Source organism: Propioniciclava sinopodophylli (assembly GCF_004324755.1).
Classification (GTDB): domain Bacteria; phylum Actinomycetota; class Actinomycetes; order Propionibacteriales; family Propionibacteriaceae; genus Propioniciclava; species Propioniciclava sinopodophylli.
Map to the genome: position 1 here is coordinate 115,994 of NZ_SDMQ01000002.1, position 23,270 is coordinate 139,263.

Sequence of the window (23,270 nt, forward strand, 5' to 3'; positions counted from 1 at the left end):
TCCGTCGCCGAGGTGAGTCAGCTTGTTAGGCTGCCCACAGCTCATGATCCCTGACCCCAAGGAGCCCCGCCCATGCGCCGCACGTTGTCGACGGTGATCGTCGCCCTCACTCTCGCCCTGATCGGATGCACCGACGGTGGCGACCTCCCGAAGATGCCCCAGCTGCCCGGCGGCGGGGGTGGCCCCAAGCTGGTCGTCTCCGAGGACCGAGCGCCGTCCGCGACCGGGTCGGACGGATCCCTGCGCGTCGACCAGGTCGTGCGCAGCGGCAAGAACATTGCGATCGGCCTGACACTCGCCACCGCGGGAGGCTCCGCGAAGCTCGGCCGCTACAGCATGGAATTGACCACCAACACGGGGGTGAAACTGGAGACCGACAAGGGCACCGATCGCGAGGTGCCTGCCGCGTCCGTCGCGACGCTCACCGTCCAGGCGACCCTGCCGGAGGAGGAGGCCAAGGAGGTGAGGGTCGAGCTGTGGGGCGACCTGTCGGTCACCGTTCCGGTTCCCGCCGAGGACGGCGCGACCGTGTGGCGCCCCGCCGCGCTGCGCCAGGTCGGCCTGGCCCAGGAGCCCAGGCAGACGGCCACGGCCCGCGTCGTCTTCGACACGATCCGCAGCGACGGGCTGGTCACCGAGGTGACCTACCGCGCCACGGTGCCCGACGGCGAACGCATCGACGTGTGCTCGTACAACTTCCAGGACGACAAGTGCCGGCTGGTCGAGCCAGACGGCACCGTGCACCCCCTGCTCGGTCGCACCGAGCAATCTGCCGACCGCGGCGGCCGGACCCAGGGCACGCTCCGGTTCCTCGGCGAGCTCGATCCCAACAACACGCGCCTCACCCTCAACGTCAGCGCCGCCACGTCCGGCAAGGACCTCGACCCCATCGACGTGACGCTGCCCACCCACGCGGACTCCCCCACGCAGGCCGCCGCCGGCGACCTCACGCGCACCACGATGCCCTTGGCGACCCCCGTGACCGCGACCGCCACCGATGGCCAGGCGTCCATCACCGTGAGCCAGGTGGACGTCCTGGCCGACCGGGTGCAGCTGACCACGCGCCTGGCTGCCGGCGACAAGGCCATCCAGTTCCGCAGGATGCCTGGCAACAGCAGCCTCGACAGCCCCACGGGTGATGTGTTCCCCATGCTGGGCGGAACCACCGAAACCACGATCGAGCCCAACACCGCTGCCGACGTCGTGATGGTGTTCCAGGGCGCCGTGCCGGCCGCCGTCACCGAACTTCGCGCCCACCTGGGCGGCTTCTACCTGATTGACACGGCCATGACCTTCAGCGTGCCGGTTGGGCCCGCGGACGCGGCGCCCCCGAAGCCGGAGGCCACCCTGGGCGAGGTGGAGACCGAGCAGGCGGCCCCCGAACTGCGGGTCACCCCGGCCCCGGCGGCACCGACCCCCGAGGGCACGGCCTCCCCGACCCCCGAGCCTGTTCGGGTCGGGGTCAGCGACATCAAGCCGCTGCCGGTCAGCACGTCGACCCGCCTCGCGAACCCCGGGTCGTGGCTCGTCCGCGAGGGCGCCACGCCCCCGCCCGCCGAGGACCCCAACGCCGAGGCCAAGGCCCAACAGTCGTTGAAGGACCTGGGTGCCCAGCGCACCCCTGACGGCTGGGTGCTGACCCTGCCCGAGACGGTGCTGTTCGAGTACAACAAGTACGACATCCTGCCCGGTGCCGACGCCAAGCTCACCGAGGTCGGGGCGTTGCTCGCGCACTTCGCCGACGCCGAGATCCGGGTGCAGGGGCACACAGACAGCACGGGCAGCGCCGACGGCAATGCCACGCTGTCGAAGAACCGCGCCGACGCGGTGGCCAAGGCGCTGTCGGGCAAGGGTGTGTCGGCGTCCCGGATGACCGTCGAGGGCTTCGCCGCCGAGCGACCCGTCGCCAGCAATGCGACCGACGAAGGGCGAGCCAAGAACCGCCGCGTCGAGATCGTGCTGCGCGAGAAGGCGTGAAGATGGACGTGGTCCGTGTCAACCGAGGGGGGCACTCGGGCGTGTAGGGGGTGTGACAACCATGGCATCGGAGGTGCAGATGTCCTCCGCGGTCGGATTCCCCGGCGGACGGGCGGCCGACGAGGCTTGGCTGCGCGCCGTGTACGACGCGCAGTGGGCCCCGCTGGTCCGACTCGCCGGCCTGCTGCTCGGTGACACCGAGCGAGCCGACGAGATCGCCCAGGACGCGATCGTGGCCACCTACCAGCGTCGGGCCCGGCTCGGCGACGAGGTGCCGGTGGCCTACCTGCGCCAGTGCGTGGTCAACGCCTGCCGCTCGGTGCAGCGCCACCGGTCGGTGCAGCGACGCAAGCTCGTCCCGCTCTTCCAGGAGCGCGTCGAGCCCGAGCGACCCGACCACGTGAGCGAACGCGACGACGAGCGGACGCGCATGATGGCGGCCCTCCGCAGCCTGCCCCAGCGGCAGCAGGAGGTGCTCGTGCTGCGGTTCAACGGCCAGCTGTCCGAGGCCGAGATCGCGGACGCCCTGGGCGTCAGCCGGGGAGCCGTCAAGTCCCACGCCCATCGCGGCCTCGCCGCCCTCCGGGCCCGCCTCGACGACGAAGGAGACCTCCGATGAGCACCTGGTTCGAACCCGACGACGAGATCGCTCGTCGCCTGGAGCAGACCCTGCGACAGGAGGCTGACGCCATGTCCATCCCCGAGAATTTCGACCAGGTCGCCGACGCCGCCCGCGCCGCGCGTCGCCAGCACAGCACCGGCATCGTCGCAGGGGTCGCCGCCGGCCTCGCCGTCGTCGCCCTCGGCGGTGGCTTCCTCATGATGCAGGGCAACCAGCCCACCACCCCTGCCGCTCCTGCCCCCGCCCCGGCGACCAGTCCGACCAGTCCGGACGCCTCTCCCACCCCGGCGTCCACCCCCGACACCACGCCGAGCAGCACCCCCAGCCCGGACCCCGTCGAGACCCCACAGCCGAGCGAGACGCCCAAGCCCTCCGACACCCCGAAGCCGCCAGCCTCGCCGGAGCCGAAGGACGTCCGGGTCACCGGCGACCAGCTCGGGTTCGCCTCCCCCACCGGCAACCTGGTGTGCACCATGGACGTGACCAACGGCGTCCGGTGCCACGCGATGACGGCGAACTGGACCGGCAAGGACGTCCCGCCCGAGAAGCTCGAGAACTGCGGTCCGGAGTTCGGCGACTTCGGCCCCGGCCAGGACGTCGTCCTGAACCGCGACGGCTCGTTCGGCAGCTGCGTCAGCGAGATCTCGGTCTTCGAGGCCGTCGAGACCAACGAGGGCCAGCCCAACACCTACGGCACCGAGTACCGCAGCTGGGCGGGCAAGGGCACCGAGCTGGTCGAGTTCCTGCCCGGCATGAAGGCCTACGTGCTGCCCTACGGCACCACCGCGGTCACGGGCCGGTTCTCCTGCGAGATGGCCACCACCGGCATCACCTGCGACGACAGCCGCAGCGACGCCGGCTTCCACCTCTCCCGCAACGACCTCACCCTGAGGTGACCCGCAGGGTTGCTCGGCGACCTACAGCTCCACCCGGTCGCCGAGCAGCCACGCGAACAGCAGCACCGCGATGCTGGCGACGAGCAGCACGAACGACAGGCCGACGGCGAGCGCCATGTTGGACTCGAACCCGATGAAGATCGCCAGCAGCATCGTCTGGGTCACGCCCTCGCGGTTCCCCGCGAAGAAGATCGTCGCCCCGAACTCGCCCAGCGCCCTGGCCCACGCGAGCACCAGCCCGCTCAGCAGGGCCCGCTTGGCGACCGGCACCATGATGTGGCGGAACAACTGCCCCTCCGAGGCCCCGTCGACGTGCGCCGCCTCGGGCACGGCGACGTCGATCGACGCGAACCCCACCCGGGCCGCGCGCACGTAGAACGGGCCCGCCACGAACACCTGCGACAGCACGACGGCGGCCGTGGTGAACGGCAACGAGATGCCCAGGAAGGCGAGCGGCTCGCCCAGCCAGCCCCGGCGTCCGAACACCTCGAGCAGGGCGATGCCAGCCACCATGGGCGGCAGCACGATCGGCAGGTCGACCAGCAGCTGCACCAGCGTCCGCCCCGGGAACCGCCAGCGGGCCAGCGCATAGGCCAGCGGCGTCCCGGTGGCGATGATCACCAGGGCGCTGAACGCCGACGTGCCCAGCGACAGCTTCACCGCCGCGTGCACCGCGGGGTCGGCCAGGTAGGTTGCGAGGTCGCTGCTCAGGGCGAGCCAGACCAGGCCCGCGACCGGCACGGCGAGCAGCCCCACGAGGCTGCTGGCCGGGACCGCGAAGCCGAGGACGTCGCGCGCCCGAGTCCTCACGCGGCGGGCGGCAGGTAGCCGGCCTTCGTGAGGATCTCCTTGCCCTCACCCGCGGTCATGAAGGCTCATCCCAATCCACGGTGTAGTCGCGGTTTGAATCCGCCGGTCTCGAGGAGGGATCTGGCGATGTAGTTGGTGAGGTTCCGGAAGCCGAGCGCACTACCCCGGAGGTGTTCCAGCCGGCCGTTCAGGGCCTCGGTCGGGCCATTGGACGTTCCGGGCAGGTCGAAGTAGGCGAGGATGTCGGCGGCCCGCTTCTTAAGCGTGCGGCCCAGCACGGCGAGCTCGGTCAACGCGGCGGGGACACCGCTGCTGAGGGCGTCGATGACGGCCTGCATGCGGGCCTTCCCTTCAGCGGGCTTGGGTTCGCGGTAGGCGGCGATCATCCGTTGGTAGACCGCCCAGGTAGCTTCGACTTCGACGTGGTCGTCGCCGGCGAACAAGGCTTCGAGCCGTGTCTTCTGCCTGGGGGTGAGTAGGTCCAGGCCGGTGTGCAGCATCCGTCGTGCCCGGTACAGCGGATCAGCTGCGCGACCGCGATGACCGTGCAGGGTCTGCTGAACCCGGCGCCGGCACTGGTCGAGCGCATCGCCGGCCAGCCGGACGACGTGGAACGGATCCAACACGGGGGTGGCGTCGGGGAGTTCTTCGGTGGTGGCGGTCTTGAACCCGGTGAAGCCGTCCATGGCGACCACCTCCACGCCGTCACGCCACGCCTTGGGGCGGGCGGCGAGCCAGGTCTTGAAGGCTTGTTTGGAGCGGCCCTCGACCATGTCCAACAGGCGGGCCGGCCCGGTGTCGTCCCTGATCGGAGTGAGGTCGATGACCACGGTCACGTACTTGTCGCCCTTGCGGGTGTGTCGCCACACGTGCTCGTCGACGCCGATCACCTGGACGCCGTCGAATCGCTTGGGGTCATCGATCAGGGCGCGCTTGCCTTCGGCGAGGACAGCATCGTTGGCGGTGTTCCAGGACACCGCGAGGCCTTCGGCGATCCGGGCGACGGTCAGGTGGGCGACCACGATGCTTTCCAACGCCCACCGCAACGCCCGCCGAGACAGCTTGGCCCGCGGTTCGGCGGCCTTGCTCATGTCCTGGCGCCACACATGGCCGCACTCCCCACACCGGTAGCGGCGCACGGTGACCACCAGGAGGGTGGGGCGCCACCCGAACGGCTCATGGGCCAGGCGACGGACCACGGTGCCACGCGGGATACCCTCACCGCCACACCGACGGCACCACTGGTCGGGGTCGACGACCCTGCACGCGAGCACCGCGCGTTTCGGCTCGACGTACTGGCCGATGACCTCCAGGCCGAGCTCGTCAAGGCGGGTGAACGTCGTCAGGTTGGGGCGCGTGAAGGTAGCGTGGGGCACGTCGAGGTCTTCCAGATGGGCAGTGTGAGAACTTCCATCTTCGGGAGGCCTCGACCCTCCTCCCCGCATCGACGCGCCGCCAAGATCAACCCGCCGCTACACCCTCAACTGTGATGAGCCGTCATGAACGCGATGAACGCCGCAGCGCCCGCCGGGTTCTTCCCGGCCGTGACCGGCGCGATCGACAGCGGCAGCTCGGCGTTGAACGCGTCCGGCACCTGGACGATCTCGGCGTCGGCCGGCACGTCGGTGACGAACACCACTCCGGCGTCGGCCTCGCCCTTGGTGACCTTGGTCACGATCGGCTGGACGCCCATCTCCCGGCTCACCGTGTTGGCCGTGACGGCCGCGGTGAAGCCCGGGTGGGCCGCCTCGACCTTGGTGAACCCGCGCTCGGTCACCTTCCAGATCGGCAGCGTCTCGGCGCCGAGGAGCACCTTCACGCCGGGTTTGGCGAGGTCCTCGATGCCGGTGATACCGGCCGGGTTGCCGGGAGCGACCACGACGACCAGCTTGGTCCGCGCGAGCTGCTGCACCCGGTCGGCGACCACGAGGCCGGCCTCGGCGGCCGAGGTGATGTCGGCGGGGTTGGCGGCGATCCACACGTCCGGCGTGGCGCCCTTGGCCAACTGCTCGCGCTGGATCGGCGTGTGCCCCACCTCGACCACCGTGTGCGCCCCGCCCACGTCGAAGGCGGCCGCCAGCTCTTTCGCGTGCGCGGCCATCGCGCCGGGCACGAAGACCGTGACCTCTGACGCCGCGGGTGCGGCCGGGGTGGTTCCGGTGGCGTGGCGGACGCCGCGGGCGCCGGTGCCGCGGGGGTGGGGCCGGCGCACGCCGCCAGCGGGACGAGGGCGAGCGCGGCGAGGACGCGACGACGGGACAGGGACACGGGACTCCTCCTTGTTCACCTCAGGAGTCGTCCCGGGGCGCCCGATAGTTCCCGGCGATTCCAGCCGGATCAGGAGGCCGGGTCAGCCGGCCAGGCGCAAGGCGTCCAGTTCGGCGGCTGCGTCGGACCACCGGGCAAGCAGGTCCGCGCGGGCGCGGGCGACCCGCGAGCGGATCGTGCCGACCGCCACCCCGGCGATCGTGGCGGCCTCGGCGTAGGAGTAGCCGAACACCTGGGTGAGGACGAGCGCCTCCCGGCGGTCGGCGTCCAACCAGGCCAGCATGGCGGCGATCTCGACCCGTTGCGTGTCGTCGCGCACGGCGTCCGACCCGCAGTCGCCGGGGGGACACGGAACGGCAGGACGCGCAACCCCGTAACGCACCCGGTCGGCCGCAGCGCGGCGCGCGATCGTCAGCAGCCAGGAGCGGGCGGGCGCCTCACCGCGAAAGCCCGGGAGGGCGTCCAGGGCGCGCAAATAGGTCTCCTGGGCGAGGTCGTCAGCGGTGTCCGCGTCGGTCAGGTGGGCGAGGAAGCGCCACACGTCGGCCTGGGTGCGGGCGATGAACTCCCCCAGCGCCACGCGGTCCCCCAGACCGGCCGCCAGCGCGAGGCGGGTGACCTCGGCGTCGAGGGCGGTGCGGGGTGACGTGAGCACGCCCAGCACCCTAACGCTAGGCTCGACCCGTGCCCCAGCCGACCTGCCCGCAGCCGCGCCGTTGGCGCTTGGCCGCGTCGGCACTGCTGGATGGCGAGCCGCTGCCTGTCCCCCGCGAGAAGCTGGACGCCCACCTCGCGGCCTGCCCGGACTGCCGGGCCTGGCTGGCCCAGGCCCGCCGCCTGTCACCCGAACTGCGCCGCGACAGCCTGCGCCCGCCGGACCTCACCACGATGCTCATCAACGCCAGCGAGGCGCACATCTGCGGCTGCCACACAGGCGGCGAGTGCGAGTGCCGCGACTGCCAGTGCCCGACCTGCACCTGCAAGCCGGTCGCCTGAGGCCGGCTCAACCGGGTCGCACCCGTTCGGCGGCAGAGCGAGAAGGCCTGACCCGGGCTCAGCCGAGGCGCAGGGCGTCCCAGAGCCGGTCGACCTGCTCGGCCAGGGCGTCAGGGTCACCGCTGTTGTCGATGACGTGGTCGGCCACGGCCAGTCGGTCCTCGCGTGAGGCCTGGGCGGCCAGGCGCCACATCGCCTCGTCCCGGGTGAACCCGTCGCGGCGGCGCAGGCGCTCGACCTGCACCTCCACGGGCACGTCGACGACGATGACCACGTCGAAACGCCCGGACAGGTCGCCCTCGACCAGCAGCGGGATCACGTCGATCACGACCGCGCCGGCCGGCGCCTCGGCGCGCAGCTCGCCTGCCCGGGCGCGGATGCGGGGGTGCGTGATGGCCTCGAGGTCGGCGCGGGCGTCCGGGTCGGCGAAGACGATGGCGCCCAGCGCTGGGCGATCGAGCGCTCCGTCGGGTCGCAGGATTCCCTCACCGAACCGCTGTACGACGGCAGCCAGCCCGGGGGTGCCGGGGGCGACCACCTCGCGGGCGAGCACGTCGGAGTCGACGAGCACCGCACCCTTCGCGGCGAGCAGGTCGGCCACGGCGGACTTTCCCGAGGCGATGCCGCCGGTGAGTGCGATGTGTGTCATCCCACCATCCTGTCACCGCAGGGGCTGGGCCGCATGGAGCGAGAGGTGGGTCGCCACGGCGTCCGCAGCCCCGTGGCCATGGGCGCAGTTCACCCTCCCACGGTGAGAAGGCGATGAAAGGGGATGACGCCCTGTTCGGGCCGCAGGTATCTTGATGTCGAGACAGACGGGGGGTGTGTGGGTGTACCGGTTGATCTTCTGGCCTGTCCTCGCGCCGTCCTTCCTGCTCGGGGTGGCGATGGGCGCCATGGCCCCCGTGCTGGTGCTCGCCGCGCTCGAGCTGGGCGCCTCGCAGGCGCTGGCGTCCGCCATCGTCGGCATCATCGGCGCCACCGCGCTGGCGTTCACGGTGCCGGTGGGGCTGTTCATCGACAGGGTGGGCGACCGCACGGCCATGGCCTTGGCCACGGGGGCGGCCGTGCTGACGATCTCGCTGGGCATCGTGGCCCTGGCGTCCGGGCAGCCGTGGTCGCTGGCCCTGTTCATCGGGTCGGTGGTGCTGCGCGCCCCCGTGATGACGGCCTGGAACCTCGCCCGGCAGGCGGTTGTGGCCGAGACCGTCCCCGCGCACCAGCGCGGCCAGGCGATGACGGCGCTGGGCGGCACGATGCGAGCCGGCAACCTCGTCGGCCCGCTCTGCGGCGCCGCCCTGCTGCTGGCGTGGCCCCTGTGGTCCGTGTTCGCGTTCGCCGCCCTCTGCGCCCTGGCCGCGACCGGACTGCTCTTCGTCAAGCGACTCAACAGCGCCTTCGACGCCCAGACCGCGCGCAACCTGGCGGCCCGCACCGAGGAGGAACTGGCCCAGGGCGTCCGCTGGCGGGCGGTCGGGCTGGCCGGCGTGGCCATCATCACGCTCGCCACGGCGCGGGTCGGCCAGCCGATCCTCGTCGCGCTGTGGGGCGTCCACCTCGGCTGGACCGCCGCCCAGATCTCCCTGCTCGTGGCCGTCGGCGCCGCCATCGAGCTGGTCATGATGGTGCCCGGCGGATACCTGAAGGACGCGCTGGGCCGCACCCCCACGCTCGTGCTGTGCCTGGCGGTCTACGGCGCGGGCTTCCTCGTCGCGCCGCTGTGGCCGACCCCCGCCGGGCTTGTCGTGGCCATGGGCGTCATGAGCATCGGCAACGGGTTGGGCGCCGGCATCAACATGACGATCGGCGCCGACCTGTCGCCGGCGCGCGGTCGGGCTCGGTTCCTGTCGATCTGGGCGATGTTCACCCAGGCCGGACAGCTCGGGGGGCCGCTGGCGATCTCCGCGCTGCTGGTCGTGGCGTCCCTGCCTGCCGCGATCACCGTCGTGGGTGGCGCCGCACTGGCCGGGGCCGCCTGGGCATTGGCCGTCGCCCCGGTGACGCGGCTGCCGGGCCGGGCCGCCCGCGCGGGTAGCGTGTGAGGATGCACCCGTCGCCACGCCATCCGCGCCTCCGCCTCGTGGCCGCGTCGGCGCTCGTCGCCCTCGCGCTGGCCGGGTGCGGACGCGCCGCCCCGGCGCCGGCTGCCGCGTCGGCATCCACCGCGCCCCGGCCGACCACCGCCGACACCACCGCCCCGGCACCGGCGCCCACGGCTTCCGGCCCCAGGCACGTGGTGGGGCTGGGCGACTCGATCATGGCCGGCACCAACTGCTCGTGCACGGGCCCGCTGGCCGCCTACGCCGACGCGGTGGATCGCGCCGGCGGCGCGCGCCCGGAGGTCACCAACCTCGGCGTGGCGGGCTGGACCACCCAAGACCTGCGCGAGTTCCTGACCACGGACGCCGACGCCCGGTCCGCCCTGGCCGCGGCCGACACGGTCGTCATCATCATCGGGGCCAACGACCTGTTCCGGATGGGCGAGGCCTTCCGCGACGGCGCCGACGCCACGACGCTGGGCCGGCAAGCCCTCCTGCTCAACGCCGGGGTGACCGCCGCACTGGAGGCCGTTCGCGAGGCCGCCGGAGACCGCCCGGACACCTACTTGGTCACGGGCTACTGGGACATCCTCGCCCCGTCCGGTCGCTCGACCACCCAGTCGGCCGCCGCCACGGCGATGGTGAACGAAGCGATCCGCACCGCCGCCGAGAACGTGGGCATGGAGTACGTCGACCTGGCCGGGCCCTTCGACGCGTCCGGTGACGTCGGGGCGTTGATCTCCGACGACGGGCTGCACCCCAACGCCGAGGGCGTCCGCATCATCGGCGAGGCCTTGGCGGACGCCCACGCCTGAGGTTCCCCCGAACGCGACGGTGCCCCGCTCCACGAGGGAGCGGGGCACCGTTTCGTCAGATGACGGGTGGCGTCAGTTGGCGCCGCCGGTCAGCTTGTCGCGGAGGGCCTGCAGGGCCTCGTCGGACGCCAGCGAGCCCTCGGGCGCGCTGTCGATCGCCCCACCGGAGCTGTAGGACGCGGTCGAGACGGACTCGACGGCGGCCTGGGACTCGGCGGCCTCGGCCTGGACGACCTGCTCCTTGTGCGCCAGCCAACGGGCCTGCGCCTCGGCGTACTGCTGCTCCCAGGCGCGCTGCTGCTCCTCGTAGCCGGGCTTCCACTCCTGGAGCTCCGGATCGAAGCCCTCGGGGTAGATGTAGTTGCCCTGGTCGTCGTAGTTGGCGGTCATGCCGTACAGCGACGGGTCGAAGTCCTCGGACGCGGTGTCGACACCCTCGTTGGCCTGCTTGAGCGACAGAGAGATGCGGCGACGCTCGAGGTCGATGTCGATGATCTTGACCATGACATCGTCGTTGACGGCGACGACCTGCTCGGGGATCTCCACGTGGCGCTCGGCCAGCTCGGAGACGTGCACCAGGCCCTCGATGCCATCGCCCACGCGGACGAACGCACCGAACGGCACCAGCTTGGTGACCTTGCCGGGCACGATGTGTCCGATCTGGTGGGTGCGGGCGAAGGTCTGCCAGGGATCCTCCTGGGTGGCCTTCAGCGACAGGGAGACGCGCTCGCGGTCCATGTCGACGTCGAGCACCTCGACGGTGACCTCGGTGCCGACCTCGACGACCTCGGACGGGTGGTCGATGTGCTTCCAGGACAGCTCGGAGACGTGCACGAGGCCGTCCACGCCGCCCAGGTCGACGAACGCGCCGAAGTTGACGATGGAGGACACGACACCCTTGCGGATCTGGCCCTTCTGCAGCTGGTTGAGGAACGTGTGGCGCACCTCGGACTGCGTCTGCTCCAGCCACGCACGGCGGGACAGGACCACGTTGTTGCGGTTCTTGTCCAGCTCGATGATCTTGGCCTCGAGCTCCTGGCCCACGTAGGGCTGGAGGTCGCGGACACGGCGCATCTCGACCAGGGACGCGGGGAGGAAGCCACGGAGACCGATGTCGACGATGAGGCCGCCCTTGACGACCTCGATGACGCGGCCGGTGACGACGCCGTCCTCTTCCTTGACCTTCTCGATCGTGCCCCAGGCGCGCTCGTACTGCGCACGCTTCTTGGACAGGATCAGGCGGCCTTCCTTGTCCTCCTTCGTCTGGACGAGGGCCTCGATCACATCACCCACGGAAACCACGTCGAACGGGTCGACGTCGTGCTTGATGGAGAGTTCCTTGGAAGGAATGACGCCTTCGGTCTTGTAGCCGATGTCGAGGAGGACCTCGTCCCGGTCGACCTTGACGACGGTGCCGGTGACGATGTCACCGTCGTTGAAGTACTTGATTGTGGCGTCGACGGCCTGCGCGAATTCTTCGGCGGACTGGAAATCGTCGACTGCGACCTGAGCGGCCTCAGGAGTGGAGGTCATGTAGTAGGGCTCCGATTGTGGCTTGATGTGCTGGGAAAACCGGTGCGATCCTTGCGCACCCACCCCACTCCGTCCGGAGGTGGGCAGACCGCACCGGTTCGCCAGCCTACTCTCGGGATCGGGGTCACCGCAAAAGGCGACCACCGATCCCGCGTTGTGGTTGACGGGTTCAGGCGTGCGCGGCGGCCAGCCGGACGTCGTCGGCGTCCGGGGTGCGGCGGCCGTTGTAGACGTCCTCATCCAGGATGCCGTTGCGCTTGGCGACGATCGTCGGGATCAGCGACTGGCCGGCCACGTTGGTCGCGGTGCGCGCCATGTCGAGGATCGGGTCGATCGCCAGCAGCAGGCCGACGCCCTCCAGGGGCAGGCCGAGCGTCGACAGCGTCAGCGTGAGCATCACGATGGCGCCGGTGAGGCCGGCTGTGGCGGCGGAGCCGACGACCGCAACGAACGCGATGAGCACGTAGTGCTGGAGGCCGAGCGGGATGTCGAACAGCTGCGCAACGGTGATCGCGGCCAGCGCCGGGTAGATGGCGGCGCAACCATCCATCTTGGTGGTCGCGCCCAGCGGCACGGCGAACGACGCGTAGCTCTGCGGGACGCCGAGCTTGTTGATGGTGTTGCTCTGCGTGACCGGCAGGGTGCCGATCGAGCTGCGGGTCACGAAGGCCAGCGTGATCGACTCCCAGGCGCCGGAGAACCACCGCCGCACCGACAGGCCGTGCATCTTCAGCAGCAGCGGGTACAGGCCGAACATGACGATGGCGCAGCCGAGGTACACGTCGAGGGTGAAGATGCCGAGCGGGGCGATGAGGTCCCACCCGTAGGTGGCCACGGCACGGCCGATGAGGGCGGCGGTGCCGATCGGGGCGAGCAGGATGACCCACCACACCAGCTTCTGGAACACGGCCAGCAGCGAGCCCGCGACCTCGATGAACGGGTTGGCCTTCTCCCCCACCGCGAGCGCGGCGGCGCCCAGGGCGATGCCGAGCACGACGAGCTGGAGCACGTTGAAGTTGAGGCTGGTGGCGACGGTGGCGGCGTCGGCGTTGAAGCGGCTGGACGCCTCGAGGCCGAGGAAGTTGACCGGGACGAGGCCCTTGATGAAGTCGAGCCAGGTGCCCTGGGTCGCGACGGCGCGCGCGCCCTCGGTGCCGATGGAGGCCGACGCGCCCGGGTTGGTGAGGACGCCCAGGCCGATGCCGATCAGGACCGAGATGAAGGCGGTTATGGCGAACCAGGCGAGCGTCTGGACGGCCAGCTTCGCGGCGTTGGCCACGTGGCGCAGCTGGGTGATGGAGACGATGAGCGCGGTCAGGACCAGCGGGACGACGATGACGCGCAGCAGCTGCACGAAGATCGTGCCGACGGTGTTGAGGAGCTCCTTCAGCCAGGCGACGTCGAAGGTGCGGGCGAGCCAGCCGAGGAGGACGCCGGCGGCCAGGCCGGCGAGGACCTGAGCCCAGAACGGGAACGACGCCTTCTTGCGAGCGGGCGCCGCGGATGCGGTGGACATGGGTGTGCCTTTCACGGACGGGTTGCGACGAGGAGGACCGCCGGGCGTGCTCGCGCGCGGACGAGCGAGCAGGACGGCAGGGCGCCGAAGGGGCGCGGGGGTTGGGGGTGGGAGGTCAGCCCCGACAACCACTGGTGCTGCGCAGGCAGAGGTCGACGGTCAGTCGACGCCAGAGACCCGGCATGCAGCACCTCCTCGAAAAGTTGATGCATGAACCATAAGCCCGCGCGGGGACCGCCACCAACTCGACTCGGCAACCGCGGTCAGGAACGCCACCAGTCCTCGAGGATCGTGACCGGCGTCGTCCGCTTGTGGCGGGTGCGCCGCCAGGTTGTCTCGATGCGCTCCGCGACGGCGTCGGGGACGTCGCGGCCCTCCAGGTAGTCATCGATGTGGTCGTAGCTGATGCCCAGCTCGTCTTCGTCCGGACGCCCCGCGTTGCCGTCCAGGAGGTCGGCGGTGGGCACCTTGGCCCACAGGCGCTCGGGCGCCTCGAGGTGCTGCAGCAACTGCCGGTTCTGGCGCTTGTTGAGCCCGAACAGCGGCAGGATGTCGGCCGCGCCGTCGCCGAACTTGGTGAAGAAGCCCATGACCGACTCCGCGCCGTGGTCGGTGCCGACCACCAGCAGGCCGTTGTCGCCGGCCACCGCGTACTGGGCGACCATCCGCAGGCGCGCCTTCACGTTGCCCTTGTTGAAGTCGGTCATCGCCTCGCCGACGGCGGTGTCGTACTCGGCCTCGAAGCCGTCCACGCCGGGCGCGACGTTGTAGGTGATGGTGCGGTCGGCGGCCACAAAGTCGATCGCGGCCGCGGCGTCCGCCTCGTCGTGTTGCACCTTGTAGGGCAGCCGCATGGCGACGAAGGTCGCCTCTCCCCCGTTCGCGCGGACGCGCTCGACGGCCAGCTGCGCGAGGCGCCCGCCCAGCGTTGAGTCCACGCCACCGGAGATGCCCAGGACGTAGCCCTTCGCGCGCGCGGAGGTCAGGTAGTCGACCAGAAACCCGACGCGCGCCTCCACCTCGGCGCCGGGGTCGATCTCGGGCTTGACGCCGAACTCGTCGACGATGGTCTGCTGGAGCTCTCGCATGGGTGCCATTGTGGCCTAGCGTGGTGCCAACACCGTCATCGCCGGGAGGAAACCATGAGTGGCACCGCCGACATCTACACCCAGACGTCCCTGCAGCCGGGCAAGCTCGAACTGCTGGCGCCCTGGCTGCAGCAGCAGGACTGGTTCGAGGGCGACGCCGCCGACCTGGAGCGCGTGGGCAACTTCCGCTTCGTCGACCCCGACGGCGAGGTCGGCCTGGACTCGATGCTGCTCGCCTCGGGCGGGCGGGTCTACCACGTGCCCGTCACCTGGCGCGGCGCGGAGCTGGCCGAAGGCGAGCTCATCGGCACCCTCGAGCACGGTGTGCTGGGCACCCGGTGGTGCTACGACGCGCCGACCGACCCGGTCTACGTCGCCGAGCTGGTGCGGGTGATCCGCGAGGGCGACACGGGCGCGGCCATGCTGAACGTCGAGGCCCAGGAGCCGATGCCCGAGAACACGGTCGTCGCCGGGTCGGGCGTGGTCCCGGGCGTGGACGCCCAGGGCCAGGTGCGCCTGATCCGCGTCCTGGACGCCGAGCACGAGGACACCCACGCCGCCCGCGGCGTCCTGACGGCGACGTGGACGTACGAGGGCACCGAGCGCGAGGACGTGCTGGCCGTCCTGCGTTGAGTCACCCCGACCGCAGGACGAGGTCGGCCCTGGCGCGGGTTCCGTCGGCGTCGAACAGGGCTCGCTCCTGTGCGGCCCACGACTCCCACCAGGGGGCGTAGGTCTCGCCGTCGCGGGCCAGCCCGCGTTGGCGGCGGACGTCGCTGGGGGCATCCAGCCAGACGCGGACGGCAGCCAGCTCGCCGGCCGGGCCCGCGGACGCGCCGCAGCCCTCGACCACGAGCAGCGGCACCGGGGCGACGGTGCGCTCCTGCCCCCATGCGGACGCGAGCCAGTCCCACGCGCGGTAGCGGGCGACCTCGCCGCGCGAAAGCGGCTCGAGCACGCGCTCGTGCAGCAGCCGGACGCCCTCGGCGAGCCCGTCCCAGCCCGGGTACAGGTCCTCCAAGCGGACGACCGGGCAGCCGAGGTCGGACGCCACGGCGTCCGCCAGCGTCGTCTTGCCGGCGCCCGAGGGTCCGTCGAGCGCGACCACGACCACATCGCCGCAGCGGGGTTCGGCGACCAGCGCCCGGGCGATGACCGCGTCGGCGCTCAGTGGGCGGCCTCGTGCCAGGAACGGCCCACGCCGACCGACACGTCGAGCGGGACGGCCATCGCGACGGCGTTGCCCATACGCTCGCGGACGACCGCCTCGAGCGCGGTGGCCTCGCCGGGCGCCACCTCGAAGACAAGTTCGTCGTGCACCTGGAGCAGCATGCGCGAGGCCAGGCCGGCCTGCGCGAGACCCGCCTCGACGTCGAGCATGGCGACCTTGATGATGTCGGCGGCCGAGCCCTGGATGGGAGCGTTGAGCGCCATCCGCTCGGCCATCTCGCGGCGCTGGCGGTTGGACGAGGTCAGGTCGGGCAGGTAGCGGCGGCGACCGAGGATGGTCTCGGTGAAGCCAGTCCTGCGAGCGTCGTCGACGATGCCGGCCAGGTAGTCACGCACGTGCCCGAACCGCTCGAAGTACTCCTCCATCAGGCCCTTCGCCTCGGACACGGAGATCTTCAGCTGCCCCGAGAGGCCGAACGCGCTCAGGCCGTAGGCCAGCCCGTAGTTCATCGCCTTGATCTTGGCGCGCATGCCGCCGCCGACCTCGTCGGGGGCGACGCCGAACACCCTGGCCGCCATCACGGTGTGGAAGTCGGCGCCGGAGGTGAACGCCTCGATCAGCCCGGCGTCCTCGGACGCATGGGCCATGATGCGCATCTCGATCTGGGAGTAGTCGGCCGTCATGAGCGACTCGAAGCCCTCGCCCACGACGAAGGCCTCGCGGATGCGACGGCCCGCCTCGGTGCGGATCGGGATGTTCTGCAGGTTCGGGTCGGTCGAGCTCAGCCGGCCGGTCGCGGCGACGGTCTGCAGGTAGGTGGTGTGGACGCGGCCGTCGTCGGCGACCGACTTCTGCAGCCCCTCGACGGTCTGCCGCAGGCGGATCTGGTCTCGGTGGCGCAGCAGGGCCGCCAGGAACGGGTGCTCCGTCTTCTCGTAGAGCCCCTCGAGCGCGTCGGCGTCGGTGGTGTAGCCGGTGCGCGTGCGCCGGGTCTTGGGCATGCCGAGCTCGTCGAACAACACGACCTGGAGCTGCTTGGGCGAGCCCAGGTTGATCGGCTTGCCGATGGCGTCGTAGGCCCCCTGCTCGGCGCGGCGCACCTCGGCATCGAACTCGGCCCACAGCGCGTCGAGGGCGGCCAGGTCGAGGGCGATGCCGTCGCGCTCCATCACCGCGAGCGTGCGCTGCAACGGCAGCTCGACCTCGCGCAGCAGAGAGGCCCCGCCCGCGGCGTCCAGCTCGGCGTCGAGCGCCCCCGCCAGCTCGGCCACCGCGCGGGCCCGCACCATGGCGTCCTGCCCCTCGTCGGGGTCGCCGAAGTCGAGGGCCAGCTGGGAGTCGTCGGCACCCGAGCCGGCCTCGGCGGCCAGCTCGCGGCGCAGGTGGCGGACCGTCAGGTCGCCCAGGTCGTAGGTGCGCTGGTCGGGGCGCAGCAGGTAGGCAGCCAGCATCGTGTCGGACGCCAGCCCCGCGAGCTGCCAACCGCGCGACCACAGGGCCTGCATCGGGCCCTTGGCGTCGTGCAGCGCCTTGGGACGCCCCGGGTCGGCGAGCCAGGCGGCCAGCGCCGCGTCGTCGGCCGGTGTCAGCTCGGTGATGCGCACCCAGGCGGCCTCGCCGTCCAGCGAGGCGAGCGCCAGGCCGGTCACGTCGCCCTGTCCGCCGTGCCAGTGCCCCTGCGGTTGCACGCCGACCAGGCCGGCGGCGTGGGCGTCCAGCCAGTCGGCGAGCGCGCCTGGCTCGAGCACCGTTCCGGCGACCTCGAAGCCGCCCTCGGGCTCGGACTCCTCGGCCGGCAGGGTTTCCAGCAGCCGCTCGCGCAGCACCCGGAACTCGAGGCTGTCGAACAGGGTGTGCACGGCCTCCCTGTCCCAGTCGCGGCGTTCGAGGGCGTCGAGCGCGACGGGCAGGTCGAGCGTGCGGACGAGCGCGTTCAGCTCACGATTGCGCCGGACGCCCTCGAGGTGCTCGCGGAAGGACTCCCCCGCCTTGCCCTTCACCGCGTCCGCGTGGGCGATCAGGTTCTCCAGCCCGTCGTACTCGCCGAGCCACTTCGCAGCGGTCTTGGGGCCCACGCCGGGGACACCGGGCAGGTTGTCGGAGGTCTCCCCCACCAGCGCGGCCAGCTCGGGGTAGCGTGCGGGGGCCACGAGGTACTTCTCCTCGACGGTGGCCGGGGTCATGCGCGCGAGGTCGCTGACGCCCTTGCGTGGGTAGAGCACGGTCGTGTGCTCGTCCACGAGCTGCATGGCGTCGCGGTCGCCGGTGCAGATCAGCGTGTCCCACCCCGCGTTCCGGGCCTGGAGCGACAGCGTGCCGATGATGTCGTCGGCCTCGTAGCCGTCCACCTCGACGTGGACGATGTTGAGGGCGTCCAGCACCTCCTTGACCAGAGCGACCTGGCCCTTGAACTCCTCCGGGGAGGTCGACCGGTTGGCCTTGTACTCGGGGTAGGCCTCGGAGCGGAAGGTCTGGCGGCTGACGTCGAACGCGACCGCCAGGTGGGTCGGCTGCTCGTCGCGCAACACATTGATCAGCATGGAGGTGAAGCCGTAGACCGCGTTCGTGTGCTGCCCCGTGGTCGTGGAGAAGTTCTCCACCGGCAGGGCAAAAAACGCCCGGTACGCCACGGAGTGGCCGTCGATGAGCAGCAGGCGCGGCACGGACGCCGCCGGTGCGGTGGTCTGGGTCACCCGAGCAGCCTAGCCCGTGGGTCTGACAGGATTGCCCGCATGGAGCTGAGTGAGTGGCAGGCGCTCGCCGACACGGGCCTGCACACGCGGATGGGCCTGGAGCTGCTCGAGGTGTCCCCCGAGCGGGCGCGCGGGCGGATGCCGGTGGAGGGTAACACCCAGCCCTACGGCTTACTCCACGGCGGGGCGTCCTGCGTGCTGGCCGAGGCGCTGGCGTCCCTGGCCGCGGTCGCGGCGGCCGGAGAGGGCGGCGCAGCGTACGGCATCGAGATCAATGCCAGCCACCACGAGGGGGCACGCGGGGGCTGGGTGACCGGCGAGGCGCGCGCGCTGCGCGTCGGCGGCACGGTGGGGACGTGGGAGGTCGTGCTCGCAGACGACGACGGGCGGCGCCTGTGCACCGCCCGCGTCACGTGTGCGATCCGTCGTCCCAAGCGCGAACCCAAGCCCTCGGCGGACTGAACCCAAGCCCTCGGCGGACTGAACCCAAGCCCTCGGCGGACTGGACCCAGCGGGTCAGGCCTCGTCGAGGTCCTCGTCCAGGTCGACGGCCTTGGCCTTCTTGCCCTTCTTGCCGCCCTTGGGACCCTTGCCACTCTTGCTGTGGTCGATGACGCCCTCGGCGACCTCGCGCATCGACTTGCGCAGGTCCATGGCGGTCTTCTGGATCCAGCGGAACGCCTCGGCCTCGGACAGGCCCAGCCCCTCCTGCAGCAGGCCCTTGGCCTGGTCGACGGCCTTGCGGGAGGCCAGTCGCTCCTCGAGGTCGGCGACCTCGTCGTCCAGCGCGCGGATCTCGGCGTAGCGGGCCATGGCCAGCTCGATCGCGGGCACGACGTCGGAGGCGTCGAACGGCTTCACGACGTACGCCATCGCGCCGGCCTCGCGGGCGCGATCGACCAGCTCGCGCTGGCTGAACGCGGTCAGCATGACGACGGGCGCGATGCGGTCCTCGGCGATGGCGGTGGCCGAGGTGATGCCGTCCATCTTGGGCATCTTGACGTCCATCACGATGAGGTCCGGCTCAAGCTCTCGGGCCAGGCGCAGGGCCTCCTCGCCGTCGCCGGCCTCGCCGACCACGTCGTAGCCCTCACCGGTCAGCAATTCCACCAGGTCGAGCCGGATGAGCGCCTCGTCCTCGGCCACGAGGACACGGGGACGCCCCGTCGGCGGCAGGTTCGAAGTCACCTGGAATCACCACTTCCTAATCGTCGGAATCCGGTTCGGACCCTACACCTCGCCACCCTAATCGGGTCGAGTCGATCCCACCGACTCGGCGCGGATGTGGCACTATGTTGCACGCGCTTCACGCGCCGGGGTGGCGGAATGGTATACGCGGACGGCTCAAACCCGTCTGGGCGCAAGCCCGTAGGGGTTCGAATCCCCTTCCCGGTACCGATCAGGGGATGACCGCGACGCGCACCGAGTTGGTCTTGCCGGCGGAGTGCTTCGGGTTGCCCGCCACGATGACGATCGTGTCGCCGGTCTCCACCAGGCCAGAGCCCTTCAGCGCGTTCTGCACGGCCTCCACCATCGAGTCGATGGAGTAGAACTCCGGGGTCGTGAACGCCTTGATGCCCCACGCCAGGGTCATCTTCTGGGCGGTCTCCACGTACGGGCTGAACGTGCACACCGGGATGGTCGAGCGCAGGCGGGTCAGGCGCAGCGCGGTGTCTCCGGTCTTGGTGAACGCGACGAGGTACTTGGCGCCGATGCGCTCGGCGATCTCCACTGCGGCCTTGGCGATGATGCCGGAGGTGGTGTGCGGGTTCCAGTCGATGGGGGCGATCCGCTCGAGGCCGAGCGACTCGATCTTGCGGACGATCCGACCCATCGTCTCGACGGTGACGATCGGCCACGCGCCGACCGCCGTCTCGCCGGACAGCATGACCGCGTCCGCGCCGTCCAGGATCGCGTTCGCGACGTCGGACGCCTCGGCGCGCGTCGGGCGGGGGGCCGTGATCATCGACTCCAGCATCTGGGTGGCCACGATGACGGGCTTGGCCACCAAGCGGGCCGCGGTGATGATGCTCTTCTGGACGCCCGGGACGTCCTCCAGCGGCAGCTCGACGCCGAGGTCGCCGCGGGCGACCATGATCGCGTCGAACGCGCGGACGATCTCGTCGAGGGCGGCCACAGCCTGCGGCTTCTCGATCTTGGCGATGACGGGGACACGCATGCCGAACTCGTCCATGATCGCGTGGACGTCGTCGATGTCGCTGGCGTTGCGCACGAAGGAGAGCGCGACCATGTCGACGCCGTGCTCCAGCGCCCAGCGCAGGTCGTCGGCGTCCTTCTCGCTCAGGGCCGGGACCGACACGGCCACGCCCGGCAGGTTGATGCCCTTGTGGTCGCTGACCCGGCCGCCGATGACGACCTCGGTGACCACGTCGGTGTCGGTGACCTCGAGGGCGCGCAGCTCGATGGCGCCGTCGTTGATCAGGATCTGGTCGCCGGGCCGCACGTCGTTGGTCAGGGTGTGCAGGGTCGTGCCGGCGCGCTCCTTGGTGCCGGGCACATCCTGGGTGGTGATCGTGAAGCCGTCCCCGGCCTCGATCATCTCGGAGCCGTTCTCGAAGTTGCCGAGCCGGATCTTCGGGCCCTGCAGATCGGCGAAGACGCCGATCGGGCGCCCGGCGGCCTGGGCGGCCTGCCGCACGTTGTTGAGGCGGCGCAGGTGCGTCTCGTGGTCGCCGTGGCTCATGTTGAGGCGGGCGACGTTCATGCCGGCCTCGACGAGCTCCATGACGGACTCGTAGGAGTCGGTCGCGGGGCCGAGGGTGCACACGATCTTCGCACGGCGGGCGGGCAGTCCATCATTCTTCAGCTTGACCACGCCGCAGACCTTAGCGCACGGCCCTGAACGGCCGGGGGCCGTCCGTGATCGCGAGGCGGCAACCTGGGGCAACCTGACAACCGCTTGGCAACCGGTCAGTCCTCGGCGACCACCGCGAGCGCGTGTGCCAGGTCGGCCGGGTAGTCCGACGAGAACACGACCCACTCCCCCGTTCCCGGGTGTGTGAGGCCGAGCTCCACGGCGTGCAACCACTGGCGCTCCAGCCCCAGCCGCGCCGCGAGCACGGGGTCGGACCCGTACAGCGGGTCACCCACGCACGGGTGCCGCAGGGCAGCCATGTGCACGCGGATCTGGTGGGTGCGGCCAGTCTCCAGGTGCACCTCGAGCAGCGTGGTGGAGCGGAACGCCTCGAGCGTCTCGTAGTGGGTCACCGAGTGGCGGCCCCCGTCCACGATCGCCATCTTCCAGTCGTGGCCGGGGTGGCGCCCGATGGGGGCGTCGATCGTGCCGGTGAACGGGTCGGGGTGGCCCTGGACGAGGGTGTGGTAGATCTTCGTGACCTCCCGGTCACGGAACGCGCGCTTCAGGGCCGTGTAGGCGGGCTCACTCTTGGCGACCACCATCAGGCCGGACGTGCCCACGTCGAGGCGCTGCACGATGCCCTGGCGTTCGGGAGCCCCCGACGTGGAGATGCGGAACCCGGCGGCGGACAGGTGGGCGACGACGTCGGGGCCGTCCCAGCCCAGCGACGGGTGGGCGGCCACCCCAGCGGGCTTGTCGACGACGACGATGTCGGCGTCGTCGTGAACGATGCGAATGCCCTCCACCTCGCGCGGCGTAACGCTGGCCACCCTGGGCGCGGGGATCTCCAATTCCAGCATGTCGCCGGCCGCGACCCGGGCGGACTTGGAGACGACTTCGCCGTTGAGTCGGACGAGCCCCTCGGCCAGCAGTTCGGCCAGGCGGCTGCGGCTGACGCCGGTCATCCGGGACGCCGCGGCGTCCACACGCTCCCCGGCGAGACCGTCGGGGACCAGGTGGATGCTCACGCGTCGCCCTCGGGGGCGGCGACCGGGGCGTCCACCGCCTTCTCCTCCTTGGTGGAGGTGCCGTTCAGGTCCACCTGCGTGATGACGACCAGCCAGATTATCGTGATCGCGGCGAACGTGATGCAGATGTCGGCGACGTTGAAGATCGCGAAGTTGGGCACCTGGAAGAAATCGATGACGTGCCCGTGCAGCGGGGCGGGCGGGCGGATCAGCCGGTCGGTCAGGTTGCCGAGGATGCCGGCCAGCAGCAGGCCCATGCCCACCGTCCAGCCCACGTGCCGGGTGCGCGGCAGCACCCAGGCGAGCACGCCGGCCAGGGCCGCCACCGAGACGAGGGTGAGGACGACGGTGAAGTCCTCCCCCATGCTGAAGGCGGCGCCGGGGTTACGGATGAGCTGGAGGCGCAGCAGCCCGCCGAGCAGCACGGGGGGGTTCTGCGGGTCCAGGTGGGCGAGCGCGAGCTCCTTGGTCCCGAAGTCGACGGCGTAGCCGACCGCTCCGATGCCGAGGGCGAGCGCCCAGGCGGCACGAGCCGTCAGAACGCCCCGGCGGGGTGTCGGGCCGTTCAGCGCCGCTCCTCCCGCTGCTTGCACGTCACGCACATGGTGGCTCGGGGGAAGACCATCAGCCGATCCTTGCCGATCGGCTCGTCGCAGTTCTCGCACCAGCCGTACTGGCCGGCGTCGAAGAGGCGCAGGGCGTTGGTGGCCTGGTCCAGCAGGTCGCGCGCGTTCTGCACCAGCGACATCTCCTGGTCGCGCTCGAAGTTGGTCGACCCCACGTCGGCGGGGTCACGGCCCGCACCCTCGGTGCCCTCGTCGAAAAGCTTCTCCAGGCCCTTCTCGGCGATGCGGATCGCGCGCTGCATCCGCTCGATGTCGAAGACCAGGTCCTCCCGGACCTCGGCGAGCTCCTCGGACGTCCACGGGTCCTCGCCATCGAGGACGGGAACGCGGACGTCCCCATCAGCGGCCCTGGCCATGCTGCCACCCCTTCTTCG

Annotated in this window: 22 protein-coding genes, 1 tRNA gene and 1 pseudogene; 9 read left to right on the top strand and 15 right to left on the bottom strand. The window is 71.1% G+C overall.

Annotation, left to right across the window (positions count from 1 at the left end; translation table 11 throughout):
- Nucleotides 1–72: 72 nt before the first annotated feature.
- From ET989_RS15220 to ET989_RS14770, 3 genes are all read left to right on the top strand, one after another.
- Complete coding sequence (locus tag ET989_RS15220) at nucleotides 73–1,977, top strand: OmpA family protein (protein ID WP_206662198.1); 1,905 nt, start codon at nucleotides 73–75, stop codon at nucleotides 1,975–1,977.
- Nucleotides 1,978–2,056: 79 nt separating this feature from the next.
- Nucleotides 2,057–2,596, top strand: a complete 540-nt coding sequence (locus ET989_RS02765) for an RNA polymerase sigma factor (RefSeq protein WP_131167039.1) — start codon at nucleotides 2,057–2,059, stop codon at nucleotides 2,594–2,596.
- Nucleotides 2,593–3,495: a hypothetical protein gene (locus ET989_RS14770; RefSeq protein ID WP_165489998.1), complete on the top strand. Its 903-nt coding sequence runs from the start codon at nucleotides 2,593–2,595 to the stop codon at nucleotides 3,493–3,495. Before ET989_RS02765 ends, ET989_RS14770 begins: the two co-directional genes overlap by 4 nt.
- A 21-nt stretch (nucleotides 3,496–3,516) precedes the next feature.
- Here the strand turns inward: ET989_RS14770 and ET989_RS02780 are convergent, their stop codons facing one another.
- The 4 genes from ET989_RS02780 to ET989_RS02795 all read right to left on the bottom strand — a co-directional run bounded on the left by ET989_RS02780 (nucleotide 3,517) and on the right by ET989_RS02795 (nucleotide 7,228).
- Nucleotides 3,517–4,305, bottom strand: coding sequence for an ABC transporter permease (locus tag ET989_RS02780; protein ID WP_131167042.1), 789 nt, complete (start codon nucleotides 4,303–4,305; stop codon nucleotides 3,517–3,519).
- A gap of 65 nt (nucleotides 4,306–4,370) precedes the next feature.
- The gene (locus ET989_RS02785; protein WP_131167043.1) at nucleotides 4,371–5,681 is read right to left on the bottom strand and encodes an ISL3 family transposase; all 1,311 of its coding nucleotides are present in this window, start codon (nucleotides 5,679–5,681) and stop codon (nucleotides 4,371–4,373) included.
- Nucleotides 5,682–5,785: 104 nt separating this feature from the next.
- On the bottom strand, nucleotides 5,786–6,517 hold the full coding sequence (locus ET989_RS02790) for a substrate-binding domain-containing protein (protein ID WP_131167044.1): 732 nt from the start codon (nucleotides 6,515–6,517) through the stop codon (nucleotides 5,786–5,788).
- A gap of 138 nt (nucleotides 6,518–6,655) precedes the next feature.
- Nucleotides 6,656–7,228 carry a sigma-70 family RNA polymerase sigma factor gene (locus ET989_RS02795; protein ID WP_131167045.1) on the bottom strand — a complete coding sequence of 191 codons (573 nt, stop codon included), beginning with the start codon at nucleotides 7,226–7,228 and terminating at the stop codon, nucleotides 6,656–6,658.
- 29 nt (nucleotides 7,229–7,257) lie between these two features.
- Here ET989_RS02795 and ET989_RS02800 point away from each other — a divergent pair, with 29 nt between their 5' ends.
- Nucleotides 7,258–7,569 (top strand): zf-HC2 domain-containing protein, encoded by a 312-nt coding sequence (locus ET989_RS02800; protein WP_131167046.1) that lies wholly within the window; start codon nucleotides 7,258–7,260, stop codon nucleotides 7,567–7,569.
- Nucleotides 7,570–7,627: 58 nt separating this feature from the next.
- On the opposite strand, the gene coaE is transcribed toward ET989_RS02800, so the two are convergent.
- Nucleotides 7,628–8,218 carry a dephospho-CoA kinase gene (gene coaE / locus ET989_RS02805; protein WP_131167047.1) on the bottom strand — a complete coding sequence of 197 codons (591 nt, stop codon included), beginning with the start codon at nucleotides 8,216–8,218 and terminating at the stop codon, nucleotides 7,628–7,630.
- Nucleotides 8,219–8,399: 181 nt separating this feature from the next.
- On the opposite strand from coaE, the gene ET989_RS02810 reads away from it, so the two are divergent.
- Nucleotides 8,400–9,611 carry an MFS transporter gene (locus tag ET989_RS02810; RefSeq protein WP_165489999.1) on the top strand — a complete coding sequence of 404 codons (1,212 nt, stop codon included), beginning with the start codon at nucleotides 8,400–8,402 and terminating at the stop codon, nucleotides 9,609–9,611.
- 2 nt (nucleotides 9,612–9,613) lie between these two features.
- Nucleotides 9,614–10,423 carry an SGNH/GDSL hydrolase family protein gene (locus tag ET989_RS02815; RefSeq protein WP_131167049.1) on the top strand — a complete coding sequence of 270 codons (810 nt, stop codon included), beginning with the start codon at nucleotides 9,614–9,616 and terminating at the stop codon, nucleotides 10,421–10,423.
- Between the two features lie 72 nt (nucleotides 10,424–10,495).
- Here the strand turns inward: ET989_RS02815 and rpsA are convergent, their stop codons facing one another.
- The 3 genes from rpsA to nadE form a co-directional block, all read right to left on the bottom strand.
- Nucleotides 10,496–11,956, bottom strand: coding sequence for a 30S ribosomal protein S1 (gene rpsA, locus ET989_RS02820; RefSeq protein WP_131167050.1), 1,461 nt, complete (start codon nucleotides 11,954–11,956; stop codon nucleotides 10,496–10,498).
- A gap of 169 nt (nucleotides 11,957–12,125) precedes the next feature.
- Nucleotides 12,126–13,472 (bottom strand): dicarboxylate/amino acid:cation symporter, encoded by a 1,347-nt coding sequence (locus ET989_RS02825; protein WP_131167051.1) that lies wholly within the window; start codon nucleotides 13,470–13,472, stop codon nucleotides 12,126–12,128.
- Between the two features lie 263 nt (nucleotides 13,473–13,735).
- Nucleotides 13,736–14,560, bottom strand: coding sequence for an ammonia-dependent NAD(+) synthetase (gene nadE / locus ET989_RS02830; RefSeq protein ID WP_131167052.1), 825 nt, complete (start codon nucleotides 14,558–14,560; stop codon nucleotides 13,736–13,738).
- Nucleotides 14,561–14,614: 54 nt separating this feature from the next.
- Between nadE and ET989_RS02835 the strand changes: the two genes are divergently transcribed.
- Nucleotides 14,615–15,193 carry a maltokinase N-terminal cap-like domain-containing protein gene (locus ET989_RS02835; RefSeq protein WP_131167053.1) on the top strand — a complete coding sequence of 193 codons (579 nt, stop codon included), beginning with the start codon at nucleotides 14,615–14,617 and terminating at the stop codon, nucleotides 15,191–15,193.
- A gap of 1 nt (nucleotide 15,194) precedes the next feature.
- Here the strand turns inward: ET989_RS02835 and ET989_RS02840 are convergent, their stop codons facing one another.
- Both ET989_RS02840 and polA read right to left on the bottom strand, forming a co-directional pair.
- The gene (locus ET989_RS02840) at nucleotides 15,195–15,668 is read right to left on the bottom strand and encodes an AAA family ATPase (protein ID WP_206662199.1); all 474 of its coding nucleotides are present in this window, start codon (nucleotides 15,666–15,668) and stop codon (nucleotides 15,195–15,197) included.
- 59 nt (nucleotides 15,669–15,727) lie between these two features.
- Nucleotides 15,728–18,424, bottom strand: a complete 2,697-nt coding sequence (gene polA / locus ET989_RS02845) for a DNA polymerase I (RefSeq protein ID WP_241656178.1) — start codon at nucleotides 18,422–18,424, stop codon at nucleotides 15,728–15,730.
- A 39-nt stretch (nucleotides 18,425–18,463) separates the two neighbouring features.
- Between polA and ET989_RS02850 the strand changes: the two genes are divergently transcribed.
- Complete coding sequence (locus ET989_RS02850) at nucleotides 18,464–18,886, top strand: PaaI family thioesterase (RefSeq protein ID WP_131167055.1); 423 nt, start codon at nucleotides 18,464–18,466, stop codon at nucleotides 18,884–18,886.
- Nucleotides 18,887–19,012: 126 nt separating this feature from the next.
- Here ET989_RS02850 and ET989_RS02855 read toward each other — a convergent pair.
- Nucleotides 19,013–19,612: pseudogene (locus ET989_RS02855) on the bottom strand (ANTAR domain-containing response regulator); the annotation flags it as partial.
- 124 nt (nucleotides 19,613–19,736) lie between these two features.
- Here ET989_RS02855 and ET989_RS02860 point away from each other — a divergent pair.
- Nucleotides 19,737–19,819, top strand: a tRNA-Leu gene (locus ET989_RS02860).
- Nucleotides 19,820–19,823: 4 nt separating this feature from the next.
- On the opposite strand, the gene pyk is transcribed toward ET989_RS02860, so the two are convergent.
- The 4 genes from pyk to ET989_RS02880 form a co-directional block, all read right to left on the bottom strand.
- The gene (gene pyk / locus ET989_RS02865) at nucleotides 19,824–21,260 is read right to left on the bottom strand and encodes a pyruvate kinase (RefSeq protein ID WP_277751337.1); all 1,437 of its coding nucleotides are present in this window, start codon (nucleotides 21,258–21,260) and stop codon (nucleotides 19,824–19,826) included.
- A 95-nt stretch (nucleotides 21,261–21,355) separates the two neighbouring features.
- The gene (locus ET989_RS02870; protein ID WP_131167057.1) at nucleotides 21,356–22,270 is read right to left on the bottom strand and encodes an RluA family pseudouridine synthase; all 915 of its coding nucleotides are present in this window, start codon (nucleotides 22,268–22,270) and stop codon (nucleotides 21,356–21,358) included.
- Nucleotides 22,267–22,839, bottom strand: coding sequence for a signal peptidase II (locus tag ET989_RS02875; RefSeq protein WP_421958206.1), 573 nt, complete (start codon nucleotides 22,837–22,839; stop codon nucleotides 22,267–22,269). Before ET989_RS02875 ends, ET989_RS02870 begins: the two co-directional genes overlap by 4 nt.
- Nucleotides 22,836–23,252, bottom strand: a complete 417-nt coding sequence (locus tag ET989_RS02880) for a TraR/DksA family transcriptional regulator (protein WP_131167059.1) — start codon at nucleotides 23,250–23,252, stop codon at nucleotides 22,836–22,838. The genes ET989_RS02875 and ET989_RS02880 overlap by 4 nt, the downstream gene beginning before the upstream one ends.
- Nucleotides 23,253–23,270 lie beyond the last annotated feature (18 nt).

Excerpts from the sequence above, each read along its gene's own strand:
- ET989_RS02850 (WP_131167055.1), top strand. The coding sequence starts at position 18,464 with ATGGAGCTGAGTGAGTGGCAGGCGCTCGCCGACACGGGCCTGCACACG.
- nadE (WP_131167052.1), bottom strand. The coding sequence starts at position 14,560 with ATGCGAGAGCTCCAGCAGACCATCGTCGACGAGTTCGGCGTCAAGCCC.
- ET989_RS02880 (WP_131167059.1), bottom strand. The coding sequence starts at position 23,252 with ATGGCCAGGGCCGCTGATGGGGACGTCCGCGTTCCCGTCCTCGATGGC.
- rpsA (WP_131167050.1), bottom strand. The coding sequence starts at position 11,956 with ATGACCTCCACTCCTGAGGCCGCTCAGGTCGCAGTCGACGATTTCCAG.
- ET989_RS02815 (WP_131167049.1), top strand. The coding sequence starts at position 9,614 with ATGCACCCGTCGCCACGCCATCCGCGCCTCCGCCTCGTGGCCGCGTCG.
- ET989_RS02825 (WP_131167051.1), bottom strand. The coding sequence starts at position 13,472 with ATGTCCACCGCATCCGCGGCGCCCGCTCGCAAGAAGGCGTCGTTCCCG.
- coaE (WP_131167047.1), bottom strand. The coding sequence starts at position 8,218 with ATGACACACATCGCACTCACCGGCGGCATCGCCTCGGGAAAGTCCGCC.
- ET989_RS15220 (WP_206662198.1), top strand. The coding sequence starts at position 73 with ATGCGCCGCACGTTGTCGACGGTGATCGTCGCCCTCACTCTCGCCCTG.
- ET989_RS14770 (WP_165489998.1), top strand. The coding sequence starts at position 2,593 with ATGAGCACCTGGTTCGAACCCGACGACGAGATCGCTCGTCGCCTGGAG.
- ET989_RS02765 (WP_131167039.1), top strand. The coding sequence starts at position 2,057 with ATGTCCTCCGCGGTCGGATTCCCCGGCGGACGGGCGGCCGACGAGGCT.
- ET989_RS02835 (WP_131167053.1), top strand. The coding sequence starts at position 14,615 with ATGAGTGGCACCGCCGACATCTACACCCAGACGTCCCTGCAGCCGGGC.